This is a genomic window from Streptococcus sp. A34 (genome assembly GCF_043674115.1).
Classification (GTDB): Bacteria; Bacillota; Bacilli; order Lactobacillales; family Streptococcaceae; genus Streptococcus; species Streptococcus suis_V.
Window position 1 is genome coordinate 1 of sequence record NZ_JBIMJM010000043.1, and the last position, 15,531, is coordinate 15,531.

The window sequence follows — 15,531 nt, forward strand, 5'->3', positions numbered from 1 at the left end:
TTAACAGCGTGATAGCGTGTTTCCAAGGTATGTGGTAAATAGCGAAGATTTTGTGATATACTAGTCATGAGAAGATTCCTTTTTTGGTGAGTGGTGGTACTCTTATCATATCAAGGAATCTTCTTTTTGACTTCTATAAGTCTCACATCAATTGTAACGCTACACATAAAAAATAGTCTCTCCTTGTTTGTTCATTGACAACTGAATAGACCAAGGTGGGACTTTCTTATTTGTCGAGCAGTTTAGCTTGATTCGCCATGATATGAGCGAACAAAATCAGCTATAAAATAGAATGGTATTCTATCTGCCAAGACACAAATTAAGGATAATGATACTTCTGCACGTTCGGGCTGCCAGCGATAAAGGCCAGCGGGTGTAACTCCCATGAATGACCTAACCAGTCATTCCCGCTGAGGTCATTATTTTAAATTTTAAGGAATAATATAGTATGACAAAAATAATAATAGGTGAGGACACATCGCAGGTTGTCATTGAAGGCTACAAAGTAACGGTAAAGGTTACCGATAAGCCATTGAGCCTAACGGATATTTTAGATGATTTACTTGGTAGAAAGTTAGAAAAAATATAAACTTTTAGCGGACAAGTAACAGTAAATTATGTAAAATAGAATAGTAGAACTTCAATCCTTGATTGATCCGCACCTAATATTCGATTAAGGAGAAGACAATGACACAAACCTGTATTTATTTACGCCTATCACGAGACGATGGAGATAATATTGAAAGTAACTCCATTGTCAATCAGCGTTCACTTTTACGAGACTATGCCCAAAAGCATGACCTTATCATCTTAGAAGAATTTGTAGATGATGGTATTAGTGGCCTAACCTTTAATCGTCCGGATTTCAACCGTATGATGACGATGGTTAATGAGAAAAGGATAGATACTATTATCGTCAAAGACCTGTCTCGGTTTGGGCGAGACTATATTGAGACTGGGAAGTATATTCAAAGGATTTTCCCTTCTATTGGTGTTAGGTTTATCTCGGTCAATGATCATTATGATAGTTTGACTGCTGATACCAATGAAACACATCTTGTCCTGCCGATTAAAAGCCTTATCAATGATAGCTACTGTCGGGATATTTCTATGAAAGTCCGTAGCACACAGAAGGCTAAGCGTCAGAACGGAGAATTTATAGGAGCTTTTGCCCCTTACGGTTATCGTAAAGACGATAACGTGAGGAACCACCTAGTAGTGGATGAGAGTGCTCGTTCAATCATTGAAAAAATCTTTACACTCAAGTTAGAAGGATATTCTTCCAATAGGATTGCCACTTATCTCAATAAAGCTGGCATTGCAACCCCACTCCAATATAAGAAATCTTGTCACGAAAATTTCAAGGGATTTTATGGTAATTCTAATCAGTGGAATGCCAAAATGGTTAATCGTATTCTGGTCAATAGAGTTTATACAGGGACTTTAGAACAGGGAAAACATACGAAACTGAATTACAAATCGAAACAGTCTCTAAAGGTTAGTCCAGATGACTGGGTGCGGGTAGAGAACACACACGAAGGTATTGTATCTGAAAGCACCTTTGAGATTGCCAATAGCTTATTACTTAGAGATGTCAAAAATGGAAAAGGGCAGCCTTCTTTATTTACAGGATTACTCTTTTGTAAAGACTGTCAATCTCAGATGATACAGCGAAAAGTCCGTTACAAGAAAATAGAGACCATTCAGTACATCTGTAGTACATACAACAAGGGAAAAGGTTGTAGTCGTCATTCTATTAAGGACGACAGCCTACTGGAAGTCATTTCAACCTTGATAGCTCAACACCTGGAGTGGAAGTCCTATCTGATTGAACGTATCCCTCATTATCTTTCACAAGAACCTTTTCTTGAAATTGACTTTACAGGACTTGTGACCGAACGAAAGAAGTATGAGCTATTAATCCAATCCCTGTATATGGACCTAGATGATGGTCTTATCAATGAGTTGGAGTATCAGGAATTTCAGAGACATTATCGCCAAAAGCTGAAGCAGGTTGAAGAAACCATTGCTCTTAAAAAAGAATTAGCTCAGGAACTCTATCATAAACTCCAAGATAGGGAAGCTTGGTTGAAGCAATTAAGTGAGTTGAGAGACACAGACTGCTTAAACCGCTTGACATTGGTTTCCCTCTTAGATCGGATTAATATTGGAGAAGACCACGAGATTACGCTGGTCTTTCATGATATAAAAGAGATGGATATTCTCCAACAGTTTTCTCAATCGGAAACGGAGGCGGTTTGATGGCTCGCACGAAGAATCGCTATCGTACAGAAGAAACAAAGACTACTCAGGTTACAATCTATCGAACTGGTATTTACATTAGATTATCTAAGGAAAGAACAGAAACTTGGAGAAATAAATCACAGTCATTAGAGACACAAGAAAGCTTAGCGAGAACATTCGCCAAAGATAAGGGCTTAATGGTTGTCAAGGCATATACTGATTATGAGTATTCAGGCACGAAGTTTAACCGCCCTGCCTTTCAAGAAATGATGGAGGACATTAAAAAAGGTCATATCAATTGTATTCTGATTCGTGACTTATCACGCCTGGGTAGAGATTATATCGAAATGGGTCGTCTTATTGATAAAGTTTTCCCCTTCTTGGGTGTTCGTTTCATCTCTATCAATGATAACCTTGATACCCTTAACGGACTTGAAGAAAAGAAGTCGTTTGAGGTAGAAATTAAGAATTTGGTTAACGACCTTTATTCTAAAGATATTTCAAAGAAAGTGACTGCGAGTCATATTTATCATGCTAGCCGTGGCTACTATATTGGAAGTTTTGCTCCGTATGGGTATCAGTTGGACAAACAAGAGCATGGTGTCAAACTGATGATAGACCCTCTTGTAAAGCCGATTTTAAGAATAGCTTTCGACATTTTAGTTCAGGGAAAATCCATTAGTAAAGTAACGGCATATCTCAATAAAGCTAGAGTTGCAGTTCCAACCGTATATAGGCGAACTGGACAACTATATCGTAGTGAAGATGATCGAACAGAGTGGAGAAATTCGACTATCCTTCGTTTAATCCAAAGTCCTGTTTATCAGGGACATCTTGTGCAGCGTAAATCCAATAAAACTCTTACGGAGACGGATTATATTCGATTTGAATACGCTCATGAAGCTTATATCACTCGAGAAGAATATGATAAAATCGTTACCTATCTTCACAGCAGACGGAGTATTAAAAAAAGGCTACAGCCGAAGAGGCCTAATCGATACAAGGGATTGATTTACGCTCAAGGAAATTCTAAGCAAATGTATCGCTATTGTCGTCACTTTTCAAATCAGAAATCTGACTATGATTATTATTACTTCACGGACCATGTCTATGACCCTCAAATATCTGAAAAACAGACAGTTTATATTAGTGAGATAGCTTTAGATAGAATAATCTCAGAGTTGCTTCAAGCAGAAATCGAACGTTTAGGAATAGCTGAGCAGCTACTGTCTAAGTTGAAAACAAAAAAAGATGATTGTATTAAGGTTTATTATAGGCAAGTAAGGCAACACCAACAAGCTATCTTGCGATTACTAGAAGAAATAAGTGACTTATATGCTTCATATAGTTTGGTACGGACTGAAAAAGCAACCTATCTCACTCAAAAATCTGAAAAGGAAGCTCAAATTGAGACACTTTCGCAGGAAATAAGACATTGTGAGGTGGCTATTGGGCAACTGGAAGAAGAACATCAGAAGCAGATAAGTTGGGTAAAATCGCTAACTCAATGCCAAGGAACAGAGACTCTAACCTCGGAACTATTACAGGCAATTATCGAACGCATCGAAGTTGACGTAAATAAACAAGTAACGATTACTTTTCGCTGTCAGCTGGGAGGTGCAGTCAATGTCTAAAGTAGCTTTATATCTTAGATTATCTGTCGATGAGGCTGGAACGGATGAGAGTATTTCCATTGTCAATCAAAGATACTTGCTTCATCATTATCTAGATAATTCATCTGACTTTCAAAACTTTCAGCGAGAAGAATTTGTGGATGACGGTTTCTCAGGGACAACCGTCAATCGTCCTGCTTTTCAACGATTGATGACAAAGGTAAAATCTGGCGAGATTCGTCATGTTATTGTTAAAGACCTCTCACGATTTATGCGTGATTATCTGGAGTTAGGAAACTACCTGGAAAATATATTCCCCTTTCTAGGAGTGAGGTTCATTGCTCTAAATGACCAATATGATAGCCTGACATCAGAGAATAATGGTGTTGAGATTGACGTTCCCTTTAAGAATTTGCTTAATGAATTTTATGCTAAGGATGTTTCTGAAAAGATCAAGAGTGCGATGAACAGCATGAAACGCTCGGGCAAAAACATGAGCTGGTTGCCGCCGTTTGGTTATCTCAAGGATCCAGAGGACCGTTTCAAGATTATTATTGACGAGACAGTTGCACCAATTGTTCGACGGATTTTCGCCTTGTACCTTGATGGTAATAGTTACCAAACAATTGCTCGACTCCTGAATGAAGAACAAGTCATTACTCCAGCAGAACGAAAGATGCAAATCAGTCAGGCACGTTACGCAAAGTCACTCCGTTTAACAACTGAGCAAAAACGAAATGTTTGGAGTAGCACTACCGTTGGTCAAATTTTAAAGAATGAAGCCTATAAGGGAACTTATCTTTTTAATACTCGGACGTATGTAAGGGGGAAGCATGTTTTCAGACCAAAATCAGAGTGGGAGCGGATTGAGAACAATCACGAAGCGATTATTTCATCAGAACTATTTGAACAAGTTGCTCGATTAAAAGCTAAGAAGGTTATCCAGAAAAAACACTATCATACTCCGAAAATTCCTAGCATTTTAACAGGACTGATTCGTTGTGAGCATTGTGACCATTCTTTGATTGGTTCATATAATCATCAAGGTTATCAGTATTTTTCCTGTCGCTATTGTAAAGGACAGGGAGAAAAAATGAAGTCATGCCGAGCAGACAAGATTGAGCAAGCAATCAAGGAGAAACTTGGGTATGAGGAGGATAAGTCCCGCCCAAAAGCTTCTAAGACTAGAGTTCTTAGAGAGATTGAGCGATTAAAGAGACAAAAACTATCCTTTTTCCAAGACTACAAGGATAGCCTGATGACTAGGGAAGATTACATTACTAAGAAAATGGTAATAGACAAAACTGTTAGGAATTTAGAAGAACAGCTGAAAGAAGTTAATACATTTCAGTTGTTGAGTAATGATAGGTTAACAAAAGAAATAGTTAGCACTCACATTGAAAAAGTAGTTGTTGACTGCCTCGGATTTTTTACAGTTATCTATAAATAGTTGAAGAGGAGACTTGAATCGTATCAAGTCTCTTTCTTGATAGGTTGATTTGTGATACAATTAGTGTGAAATCTAGTAAATAAATAGTGTCAGTTACTTGACATAAGAGGGTCACATTGAGGAAAATGAGCCATTTTATGATTCGGTCGTCCGTGAGGTCTATGAAGAAACCGGTCTGACAATTCAGAATGCCCAGCTGGTTGGGACCAAGCACTGGCCTGATAAGGAGGGGCATCGTTACATTGTCTTTCTCTACAAGGCGACAGCATTTACCGGTCAACTCCTCTCGACGGAAGAAGGAGAAGTCCGTTGGGTTAAAAAATCGGATTTACCCCAAATGGATTTGGCCTATGACTTGCTGGAAATTCTCAAGGTCATGGATGATCCAAATCTGTCTGAATTTTTCTATACAAGGAAAGACCAGGATGGAGAATGGGATAGGAATTATAGATAGGAGCAAAGTTGAACAAGGATGTTCGGCTTTTTTTCCTGTCATTTTCATGTTAATCATTGAATATTTTCTTGAATAGGAATATAATAATAGTTAGTGATAATTGCAATAAAGGAGGAGAGTAATGTATAAGATACTACTAGCCCATGTTGGTAACTATAAGCGACCCTCGATTTTGGCATTCTTGGCGATGACGATTGAAGTGCTGTTCGAGCTATCCATTCCCTTTTTGATGGCGGCGATTATCGACCAAGGGATCAATCGGAGCGACAGGAGCTGGGAAAACGACTATTACCAATCTCATCAATCGTTTCTACGAGATTCAGTCAGGCATGATTACCTACGACGGAATTGATATTCGCTTGATTGATAAGGCTTCTCTGAGAAAATCCCTGGGCATCGTCTTGCAGGATACCCACCTCTTTACAGGGACCATTGCGGAAAATATCGCCCATGGTAATGAAGCTGCCAGTCGAGATGAGATACTGGCTGCGGCAAAATTATCTAATGTTGACCGCTTTGTCAAACATTTGGAAAATGGCTACGACGCCCAGATTAGCAGTGATGGGGCTGGCTTGTCAAATGGTCAACGTCAGCTGATTGCTATTGCCAGGGCAGCCCTAGCCAATGCTCCGGTCCTGATTTTAGATGAGGCGACTTCCTCTATCGACTCCTTGACCGAGAAAATGGTCCAAGAAGGTATGGATAAGCTCATGCAGGGCCGAACCGTCTTTGTCATAGCCCGCCGCTTGTCGACGATTGTCAACTCTGATGTCATTATGGTTATGGACCATGGCCGCATTGTCGAACGTGGTAACCACGCAGAGCTCATGAAGAAAAAAGGCGTCTACTACAGACTGTATACAGGCGGCTTAGAAATTGATTAAAAACTGATAACTGGAACACTCTGGCAACAGGGTGTTTTTTCAACATTTTTCATTTTTTCAAGAAAATGTATAAAAATTCGGATTTTATGGTTGACAATTGCATAATTATGGTATAAAATAGCATAAACATACGAAATGTATGGTATAAAAATAGTGTCTATTGCATAAAAAGGAGATTATCATGAAATTAAAAAAAGTTTATACATTTGCGACAGTTTGCTTTGCTAGTTTGGCTTTGGCTGCATGTGGTTCATCAAACAGCGACCAAACCACACTTGAAAAAATCGAAGACAAGGGGACCCTGGTCGTTGCCCTCAACCCAGAATTCCCGCCCTTTGAATACAAGCAATTGATTGACGGTAAGGACACCATCGTAGGGGCAGATATCGAGTTGGCCAAGGCCATCGGTGAAGAATTGGGCGTGGAAGTAGAGTTCTCACCAATGAGCTTCTCTAACGTATTGGCAAGTGTCCAAAAAGGTACGGCGGACGTTGGTATTTCAGGGATTTCTGCCACAGAAGAACGCGCCAAAACCTACGACTTCTCAGAAGCCTACTACCAGTCGGTCAACAAGATGATTGTCAAAAAGGATGACGCAGCTAAATACAGCAAGGCTGAAGATTTCGCATCAGTAACCATCGGTACCCAGAAAGGTTCTATCCAAGAATCCGTTGCCAAGGAGGCTTTTGCTGACTCATCCATCCTCAGTCTAGAGAAGAACGGCGACCTGATCCAGCAATTAAAATCTGGCCAATTGGACGGTGTAATCTTTGAAGAACCGATTGCTAAGGCTTATGTGGGTAGCAACCCAGACCTGCAAATTGTGGACATGGACATTGAGACAACCATTTCGGACTCTTATGCTGTTGCCATGCCAAAAGGAAGCGCAGAGCTGAAAGCTAAGATTGACAAGGTCGTAAAAGAGCTGGTTGAGTCAGGCAAGATATCAGACTTTGTCGAAGAAGCTTACCAACAGTCAATCAGTAAATAAAGAATAAATATTCAAAGCACTCCCGTTGACAAATGAATAAAAATGCCATATAATAGGTCATGTTGTTTCAGAATATCTGAAAACATAAGCAATAAAGAAGGAAATTATCATGAAATTTAATAAAATTTTAACTCTTGCGGCAACTGTTGTAGCTGGTCTTACCTTGGCAGCTTGTTCATCGTCAACGACGGAGTCAAGCAAGTCAACTTTGGATGCTATCAAGGAAAAAGGTACCTTGGTCGCAGCTACTAGCCCAGACTATGCACCTTTTGAATTCCAAGCACTTGTAGACGGCAAAAACGAAGTCGTTGGTGCGGACATCATGTTGGCACAGAAAATTGCTGATGAATTGGGCGTAAAATTGGAAATCTCTCCAATGAACTTTGACAACGTCTTGACCAGCGTGCAAAATGGCAAGGCAGATATCGCCATTGCGGGTATTTCTTACTCAGAAGAACGTGCGAAAACATTTGATTTCTCTGAAGAATATTACCTGATTTCAGATGTTCTCTTGGTCAACAAGGACAAGGCAGATCAGATTAAAGATACCGATGCTCTTGCAGGTCTTAACTTGGCCGTTCAAAAAGGTTCTACACAAGAAACGTATGCTAAAGAAAACTTGAGCAGTGCTAAGATTGTTTCTCTCACTTTGATGGGCGAAGCGGTCAACGAATTGAAGGCTGGTAAGGTTGATGCAGTCTTAATGGACTCGCCAGTGGCAGCAGGTTATGTTTCACAAAATGCTGACTTGGCCATCGCCAAAGCTGAGTTCCCAACCATTGATGAAAATTCAAAAGTCATTGCTCTTCCAAAAGGCAGCGCAGACCTCAAAGCAGAAATCGACAAGGTTATCGCTGATGTCAAAGCCAAAGGTGAATTTGACGCCTTCCTTGAGAAAGCAGCAACTTACACAGCAGTTGAATAGAATACATAGGTCAGTCATCTAAACAGTGGCTGGCTTTTTTGTGTGGAATTTTTCCTCAAATGCACAGAAAAAAATCTTGCACCAAAGGCACAAGATTTTATCGCTATTTCACTCGCTCCAGATAGAAGGACGTCAACCTTGGAACAGTAATCTTGGCTCCATTTTCATCCGGATAAAGGCTGAAGGATTCCATTGGAATGGCATTGGATGAGAAGACCAGTTTGTATTCAGAATCTGTTGGTAGGGCTAGGTGCACATCGAAGACCTCCTGATCATTGAAGTTATGAACAGTTAGAATTTCCTGGTCATCACTCTTGCGGACAAAGGCGTAGACGCTGGCCTCTTCATCGATTGTTATCCAATCAAAGCCCTTGTCATAGGCTTGATGGTCGTATTTCCAAAAGGCATCATTGTCCCGATAGAAGTTAGACAGGGTTTTCATCATCTGGTAGAAGGACTCGTGGTTTGGATAAAGGCGCAATCCCCAGTCCATTTCTGTATATTCATGCCATTCGCGGATGTGGCCCCATTCATTACCCATGAAGAGGAGTTTTTTACCAGGATGGGCATAGTAGAAGCTGTAGTAAACACGGGCCAGGTGGAATTTATCTTCAAAATCCCCGTTCATCTTATCAATGATAGAGTGTTTCCCATGGACAACCTCGTCGTGGGACAGGGGTAGGAGGTAGTGCTCGTTTTGATTGTAATACATGCCAAAGGTGATTTCCTTGGAATGGTATTTACGATAAACAGACGGACGCTCGACAAATTTCAGGGTATCATTCATCCAGCCCAAGTCCCATTTGAGGTCAAAGCCAATACCGCCGTCTTCCAGTGCATGGGTGACTTTTGGATAGCTTGAGGAATCCTCGGCAATCATGAGAACGCCCTTGTAATCGGTGTGAACCATGGCATTGACCCGCTTGATAAAGTCAATTGCGGCATGGTTGATTTTGTTCTCTTCGGTTTCTCCGCGCCAATAGAGGAGGTAGGAAAGGGCATCGACCCGAATGCCGTCAAAATGGAAGTTGTCTAGCCAGTATTTAAGGTTAGAGAGGAGGAAGGACCGCGTAATGCCCTTGCCCAGGTCAAAGTTGGCCGTACCCCACTGTCTATTTTCACGGTCATTTTCATGGAAATACTCATAGAGCCAGGATCCGTCAAACTGATAGAGACCATGGGCATCCTTACAGAAGTGGAGGGGAACCCAGTCCAAAATAACCCCAATCCCAGCCTGGTGACACTGGTCTACCAGGTATTTTAATTCATCAGGCTTGCCATAGCGGCTGGTCGGACTGTAATAGCCAGTGACCTGATAGCCCCAAGAGGCATCCAGAGGATGCTCGGTGATGGGCATCAGCTCGATGTGGGTGAATTTGTTTTCCTTGACATAGTCAATCAAGAGAGGGGCGATTTCCTTATAGGAATAGAAGGATTCAAGTGGGGCGCCAGCCTGGTTTTGATTGACAACCTTTTGTTTCCAAGAACCCAGATGAACCTCGTAAATAGACACAGGTTCTTCCTTGAAATCGTAAGAAACCCGGTCATACATCCAGATATCGTCCTTAAACTTGTAGCGACTGTTATAGGTCGTGGAGGCAGTATTGGGCCGGACCTGGCTGAAAAAGGCATAGGGGTCTGCCTTATAAATTTCCCGACCGTCATGGCTGATAATCAGGTACTTGTAGTCTTCCAGTGATTTCAAATCAGGCACATAGAGCTCAAAGACCCCGTCAATTTCCCGATTCATGGGATGACTGCGATCCCAGTTATTGAAATCACCAACTAAAAAGATTTCTCTTGCATTTGGAGCATAGACACGAAATTGGGTGCCAAGAATTTTATTACGCTCCTTGATGATATGAGCCCCCATTTTCTCATAGAGTGTGGTGTGCTCACCGGAATTCATATAGTATAAATCCAAATCAGTAAATTCTGTCATAACAATCTCCCTTGTGGAAAAGGAGTGGACCTTGGTCGCACTCCCCTTCAGTTTGTTGTCAAATCTTACCTAGCCACTAATTTCACGGTAGAGCCAGATATATTTCTCAGCTGAAGAGGTCCAGCTGAAGTCTTCTTCCATGGCTTGCTTGACCATGGCATTCCAGTCTTCTGGTCGGTCGTAGTAGGTCTGTAGGGCCAGGTCATAGACCTGTTTCATACTGTAGGCATCACGGCCGCCGAAGCTAAAGCCAGTTCCTTGAGCTGTTTCGATGTGGTATGGCTTGACGGTGTCCACCAATCCCCCTGTCTCACGGACAAGTGGCAGGGTCCCATAGTGCATGGAAATCAGCTGGCTAATACCACAGGGCTCAAACATGGATGGCATGAGGAAGAGGTCACTTGCTGCATAAATTTGGTGGGCAAGCGGTTCATTGTAGCCACGGTAGAAGGCAAATTTTTCAGGATAGGCATGCTTGAAGTGGTTGAAGGCATTTTCAACGTCTGCTTCACCATTACCCAAGATGACAAATTGCACATGGGCTTGAAGAAGATGGCCGAGCACCTCAGTTAAGAGGTAGAAGCCTTTCTGCCATGTCAGGCGAGATACGATACCTACCATGATGACATTCTCGTCCTGCGGCAAGCCAAATTGAGCCTGGAGGGTAAGTTTATTGGCCTTTTTATCAGCAAGAGTAGCAAATGAATAATTTTTCACCAAGTATGGGTCTGTCTGGCTATTCCAGCTATCGTAGTCGATGCCGTTGACAATGCCTGTCAAATCATACTTGCGCAGTTCCAAGACATGTTGCATATTCTCACCAAATTCTTCGGTAAGGATTTCTCTGGCGTAGGTATCAGAAACAGTCGTTACTTTGTCAGCGTAGAGTATACCTAGCTTCATAAAGCTGATACATTCGTCGTGGAAACGTGCAATACCATCCAGATAGTAGCTGTAGTCCATCCCCAGGGCAGACCAGAGGGCTTGCTTGTTGAAAATCCCTTGGAAAGCCAGGTTATGAATGGTAAAGACATGCTTGATATTACGGAATTCCTCCCGGTAGCTGTAGAAGGTCCGGCAGAGGAAGGGCATGACCGCCGCATGCCAGTCGTGGGAATGAATGACATCTGGGAAGAAGTTGAGAGCCTCAAGCAGACGGCAGGTCGCATGCTGGAAGAACCCAAACCGCATGGCGTCATCATCGTAGCCATAGAGCTCGTCACGCTCAAAGAAATCACGATGTTCAATGAAGTAGAAGGTCACACCATCGACGACCTGGCTGTAGACATTGGCCATGGACTGGATATCGCCTGCTCGCACATCGTAGCTGGATACATAATCAAAATCAGCATGGTTGTTGATGGCGATTTTCCTGTAAAGTGGCAGCACAACCCGAACATCCATCCCCTGTTTGACCAATTCTTTTGGCAGAGAGCCGATCACATCAGCCAAGCCGCCAGTTTTGATGAATGGAAGTCCCTCAGATGCTACAAAGAGTACAGATTTTTTTGTCATGTTTACTCCTAGATGATTTGATGTGCCTTGATATAGGCTGGATTACTTGCAGTTCCTTTAATATCCGTAGAATGAACAATCTTAGTCGCCTTATCGATAATGGCATTTTCAATAGTGACACCGTTGCGCACCGTTACACCATTTAAGATAATGGAGTTCTTAATGGTCACCCCGTCCTCGATAATGACATCCCGGTCAATAATAGAATTTTCAACCTGACCATTGATATTGGCACCGTTGGCAATCAGGCATCGTTTGACATCTGCCAGTGGTCCGTAAAGAGTAGGAGATGAATCGCTGGTCTGGGTATGGATAGGCCAATCATTTTTGAAGAGCAATTTGCGCGTGTCACGCTGCAAGAGGTCCAGCTGGGTATTGAAATAGCTATCAATGCTGTTGATGCAGGCAACGAAGTCACGGTGGGCGTAGCCACGGATGACATACTGGTCAGCCACATCGCGCAGGATATCCTTGAGCCAGTAGAGCGAGGAAACCTTGTTGGCACGGCGGATGAGCTCGATAAAGGTGGTCCGCTTCATGATGTAGGCTTCAAGTGAAACAGGACGATTCTTGTATTTACCGTGGTTTTCTTCAAAGGCCACGACCCGCTTGTCATCATCGAATTTCAAGGTTTGGCATCCGATAAAATTCTCCTTGGCGTCCATAACATTTTTGTAGAGAACGGTGATGTCAGCTCCAGTTTCCTGATGCTCTGCCATGACCTTTGTGAAATCTTGGCTGTAGAGGAAGTAAGATGGCGCAATCAGCACATATTCCTTGGTCGAACTTTCGATATAATGAAGGTTTTCTGAAAAGGCATTGATGTCATGCTGGTAGACAGAATTGGGGTCGGTCACGCCGTTCAAGAGACGGAGCGAACCACGCTTACTGTTAATGTTGTAGTGCTTACCAGTTCCGACGTGCTGGATGGTTGAGCGCATCTTGGCAGGCATGTAGACCTGAAATTCCGTAATGCCAGAGTTGGACATATTGGACAAGACAAAGTCAATCAAGCGGTAGCGGCCAAGGAAACCAAAGGCTTGCACACCACGGTGGTCCATGACATTGCCGAAGTGCACATTATTCCCTTCAATATTTACAATTCCTAGAGTATTTCTTAACATAATCGACCTTTCTTACTTGTTCACATTCTTATCAATCAAGAGGATATTGTCTGGTTCGCCAGCCAATTTGACACCGTCCGCAATCTTGACATTTTCAGCCACGATGACATAGTCCAATTCAACGCCCTCACCGATGATAGCACCAGGTAGGAGGACAGAATTTTTGACAACAGCATCGACATTAACTTGCACATCATTTGAGATAACAGAGTGCTCGATGGCACCATCAATAATGGCTCCCTTGTCGATATAGGCAGACTTGACAGAGGCAGTAGCACTGATAACTTGAGCAGGAGAGCCCTTGTCTTCAGAGTAGATTCTCCATGAACGGTCAGACAGGTCTAGCTCATCCGCATGGTCAATCAGGTCCATGTTAGATTCCCAGAGACTATTAACCGTACCCACGTCCTTCCAGTAGCCACGGAATGGGTGAGCAATCAGAGTGCGACCGTCTGCCAGGTATTTTGGAATGATATCGTGGCCGAAGTCGTGTGATGAGGTTTCTGATTTGTCGTCTTCCAGGAGGTATTTCTTGAGCGTTTTCCATGTAAAAATATAGATACCCATTGAGGCAAGATTGCTCTTAGGATTGGCTGGTTTTTCCTCAAATTCCTCGATGCGGTACTCATCATCCGTATTCATGATACCAAAGCGTGACGCTTCCTTGATAGGTACTTCGATAACCGCGATAGTCGCATCAGCCTTCTTAGAAATGTGGGTATCCAAGAGCTTGTCGTAGTTCATCTTGTAGATGTGGTCACCAGACAGGATGAGGACATACTCAGGCTCATTCAAATCAATGAAGTCGATATTTTGAGTGATGGCGTCAGCCGTGCCCTTATAGAGACCAAAACCTTCGATTTTCTCACTTGGTGGCAGGACAAAAATACCAGAACCTTGGACATCCAACCCCCAACGCTGTGATTGGGCAACGTATGAGTTGAGCAAGACCGGTTCGTACTGGGTCAAGACACCGACAATATCGATACCAGAGTTGGCACAGTTACTGAGAGGGAAATCGATGATGCGGTATTTTCCACCGAAGGCAACGGCAGGTTTGGCCACCTTTTTTGTTAAACCTTCAAGACGGGTTCCCCGTCCACCTGCAAGTATCATAGCTAACATTTTATTTTGAGCCATCTCATCACTCCTTAAAATTTATTATAGAAGTATTATAGCATAAAGAACAAAAAAATGAAAGCGGTTCCCGTGATTTTGTTGAAATATTTCCAACATCACTTTCAACTGCTTTCATGATAGCATTATAACATATATTGATAGAAGAAATCTACTTAAATATGTCATTATTTTTTATCGAATTTTACTTCATCCAGGAGATAGGCAATGAATTTTTCCCCCATGTCGGATAGGACAGCTTTCTCATGTTTGATGTAGATGAGTTCGATTTCATCGTCATAATCCAGCGGGATGGAGACGATATTGTCCCCGTTTAGGTTGGAGTTCAAGATACCAGTCGCAACCGTATAGCCGTTTAGCCCAATCAGGAGATTGAAGAGGGTGGCCCTATCGGATACGACGATGGATTTCTTGTGGTGGACTTGGGAGAGAATTTCCTCGGCAAAGTAGAAGGAATTGTGAATCCCTTGTTCATAGCTGAGGTAGGGATAGTCGGCTAGGTCGTCCAGGCTAATACTTTTCTTTTGTGCCAGTGGATTGGTCTTGCTGACGAAAACATGAGGCTTGGCAGTGAAAAGATGCGTATGGGAGAGCCTGTGGTCATCCAGCAACTTGAGCAGGACTTCACGGTTGTAGTTATTAAGGAAGAGGACGCCGATTTCTGAGCGGAAATTATTGACGTCATCGATGATTTCCCAGGTCCGGGTTTCCCGCAGGAAGAGCTCGTAGTCTTCCATTTCAGTCTCCTTGAGCAGGGAGACAAAGGCATTGACCACAAAGGCGTAGTGCTGGGAGGATACGCTGAAGAGTTGGCGCTTGGCGTTGGGATTTTTATAGCGGTCTTCCAGCAGCTCGGTCTGCTCGACAATCTGGCGGGCATAGGATAGAAACTCAATCCCGTCCTTGGTCAGGGTAATGCCTTTGGGATTACGGAAAAAAATCTTGATATTGAGCTCTTTTTCCAGGTCGCGGATAGCATTGGACAGGCTTGGTTGGGTAATGAAAAGCTGTTTTGCAGCCTCGTTCATACTCCCTGTTTCTGCGATTTTTATAACATAATATAATTGTTGTATTCTCATAGCTCTATTGTATCATGAAATAGGAAAGAAATGAAGAAAAGTCCATTTTTGAGGGTGGGAAATCAGCGGAACTTATGAAATTATTGAATGCTTTTATTTCTACCATTTGTCAAGTCCATCAAGGTATTTGACGAAAAATATTTTGAGTCTCGTAATCCAAATATGGAAATTAT

General features: G+C 42.4%; 11 protein-coding genes and 2 pseudogenes. 8 read left to right on the forward strand and 5 right to left on the reverse strand.

The window, feature by feature from the left end; all coding sequences use genetic code 11:
• The first annotated feature begins 448 nt into the window (after positions 1–448).
• From ACHBGV_RS09185 to ACHBGV_RS09220, 8 genes and pseudogenes are all read left to right on the forward strand, one after another.
• A complete protein-coding gene (locus tag ACHBGV_RS09185; protein WP_017768968.1) occupies positions 449–589 on the forward strand; it encodes a hypothetical protein in 141 nt (46 codons plus the stop codon).
• Positions 590–687: 98 nt separating this feature from the next.
• Positions 688–2,262, forward strand: a complete 1,575-nt coding sequence (locus ACHBGV_RS09190; RefSeq protein ID WP_024375788.1) for a recombinase family protein — start codon at positions 688–690, stop codon at positions 2,260–2,262.
• Positions 2,262–3,878, forward strand: coding sequence for a recombinase family protein (locus ACHBGV_RS09195; protein WP_024375787.1), 1,617 nt, complete (start codon positions 2,262–2,264; stop codon positions 3,876–3,878). Before ACHBGV_RS09190 ends, ACHBGV_RS09195 begins: the two co-directional genes overlap by 1 nt.
• Positions 3,871–5,307: a recombinase family protein gene (locus tag ACHBGV_RS09200; RefSeq protein WP_172032060.1), complete on the forward strand. Its 1,437-nt coding sequence runs from the start codon at positions 3,871–3,873 to the stop codon at positions 5,305–5,307. The genes ACHBGV_RS09195 and ACHBGV_RS09200 overlap by 8 nt, the downstream gene beginning before the upstream one ends.
• A 109-nt stretch (positions 5,308–5,416) precedes the next feature.
• A pseudogene (locus tag ACHBGV_RS09205) lies at positions 5,417–5,761 on the forward strand (8-oxo-dGTP diphosphatase); the annotation flags it as partial.
• A gap of 257 nt (positions 5,762–6,018) precedes the next feature.
• A pseudogene (locus tag ACHBGV_RS09210) lies at positions 6,019–6,645 on the forward strand (ABC transporter ATP-binding protein); the annotation flags it as partial.
• Between the two features lie 178 nt (positions 6,646–6,823).
• Complete coding sequence (locus ACHBGV_RS09215; RefSeq protein ID WP_394731528.1) at positions 6,824–7,636, forward strand: transporter substrate-binding domain-containing protein; 813 nt, start codon at positions 6,824–6,826, stop codon at positions 7,634–7,636.
• 109 nt (positions 7,637–7,745) lie between these two features.
• A complete protein-coding gene (locus tag ACHBGV_RS09220; protein ID WP_105122752.1) occupies positions 7,746–8,561 on the forward strand; it encodes a transporter substrate-binding domain-containing protein in 816 nt (271 codons plus the stop codon).
• 103 nt (positions 8,562–8,664) lie between these two features.
• Here ACHBGV_RS09220 and glgB read toward each other — a convergent pair whose 3' ends face one another.
• From glgB to ACHBGV_RS09245, 5 genes are all read right to left on the reverse strand, one after another.
• Positions 8,665–10,503: a 1,4-alpha-glucan branching protein GlgB gene (gene glgB / locus ACHBGV_RS09225; protein ID WP_394736184.1), complete on the reverse strand. Its 1,839-nt coding sequence runs from the start codon at positions 10,501–10,503 to the stop codon at positions 8,665–8,667.
• 69 nt (positions 10,504–10,572) lie between these two features.
• A complete protein-coding gene (glgA, locus tag ACHBGV_RS09230) occupies positions 10,573–12,018 on the reverse strand; it encodes a glycogen synthase GlgA (RefSeq protein WP_394736186.1) in 1,446 nt (481 codons plus the stop codon).
• 8 nt (positions 12,019–12,026) lie between these two features.
• Positions 12,027–13,142 carry a glucose-1-phosphate adenylyltransferase subunit GlgD gene (glgD, locus tag ACHBGV_RS09235; protein ID WP_105110486.1) on the reverse strand — a complete coding sequence of 372 codons (1,116 nt, stop codon included), beginning with the start codon at positions 13,140–13,142 and terminating at the stop codon, positions 12,027–12,029.
• A 12-nt stretch (positions 13,143–13,154) separates the two neighbouring features.
• A complete protein-coding gene (locus tag ACHBGV_RS09240) occupies positions 13,155–14,282 on the reverse strand; it encodes a glucose-1-phosphate adenylyltransferase (protein ID WP_105110485.1) in 1,128 nt (375 codons plus the stop codon).
• Between the two features lie 164 nt (positions 14,283–14,446).
• A complete protein-coding gene (locus tag ACHBGV_RS09245) occupies positions 14,447–15,358 on the reverse strand; it encodes a LysR family transcriptional regulator (protein ID WP_105110484.1) in 912 nt (303 codons plus the stop codon).
• Positions 15,359–15,531 lie beyond the last annotated feature (173 nt).

Bases quoted from the DNA above. Each gene is read 5' to 3' on its own strand.
- ACHBGV_RS09185 (WP_017768968.1), top strand. From the start codon at position 449: ATGACAAAAATAATAATAGGTGAGGACACATCGCAGGTTGTCATTGAA.
- ACHBGV_RS09190 (WP_024375788.1), top strand. From the start codon at position 688: ATGACACAAACCTGTATTTATTTACGCCTATCACGAGACGATGGAGAT.
- ACHBGV_RS09195 (WP_024375787.1), top strand. From the start codon at position 2,262: ATGGCTCGCACGAAGAATCGCTATCGTACAGAAGAAACAAAGACTACT.
- ACHBGV_RS09200 (WP_172032060.1), top strand. From the start codon at position 3,871: ATGTCTAAAGTAGCTTTATATCTTAGATTATCTGTCGATGAGGCTGGA.
- ACHBGV_RS09220 (WP_105122752.1), top strand. From the start codon at position 7,746: ATGAAATTTAATAAAATTTTAACTCTTGCGGCAACTGTTGTAGCTGGT.
- glgB (WP_394736184.1), bottom strand. From the start codon at position 10,503: ATGACAGAATTTACTGATTTGGATTTATACTATATGAATTCCGGTGAG.
- glgA (WP_394736186.1), bottom strand. From the start codon at position 12,018: ATGACAAAAAAATCTGTACTCTTTGTAGCATCTGAGGGACTTCCATTC.
- glgD (WP_105110486.1), bottom strand. From the start codon at position 13,142: ATGTTAAGAAATACTCTAGGAATTGTAAATATTGAAGGGAATAATGTG.
- ACHBGV_RS09240 (WP_105110485.1), bottom strand. From the start codon at position 14,282: ATGGCTCAAAATAAAATGTTAGCTATGATACTTGCAGGTGGACGGGGA.
- ACHBGV_RS09245 (WP_105110484.1), bottom strand. From the start codon at position 15,358: ATGAGAATACAACAATTATATTATGTTATAAAAATCGCAGAAACAGGG.